The organism is Serratia sp. MMO-28 (genome assembly GCF_037199905.1).
Classification (GTDB): domain Bacteria; phylum Pseudomonadota; class Gammaproteobacteria; order Enterobacterales; family Enterobacteriaceae; genus Chania; species Chania oryzae.
Window position 1 is genome coordinate 1 of the sequence record NZ_JBBCVB010000144.1, and the last position, 223, is coordinate 223.

Sequence of the window (223 nt, forward strand, 5' to 3'; positions counted from 1 at the left end):
TGGACTTGAACCACCGACCTCACCCTTATCAGGGGTGCGCTCTAACCACCTGAGCTACAAGCCTATAAAGAGTTTTCTGCTCGTTACTTTTTCATCAGACAATCTGTTGTGAGCACTCACTCAATCAATATCGTTCGGTAAGGAGGTGATCCAACCGCAGGTTCCCCTACGGTTACCTTGTTACGACTTCACCCCAGTCATGAATCACAAAGTGGTAAGCGCC

At 48.4% G+C, this 223-nt stretch carries 1 rRNA gene; it reads right to left on the reverse strand.

The window, feature by feature from the left end:
• Positions 1-138: 138 nt before the first annotated feature.
• Positions 139-223, reverse strand: a 16S ribosomal RNA gene (locus WG891_RS26920); the annotation flags it as partial.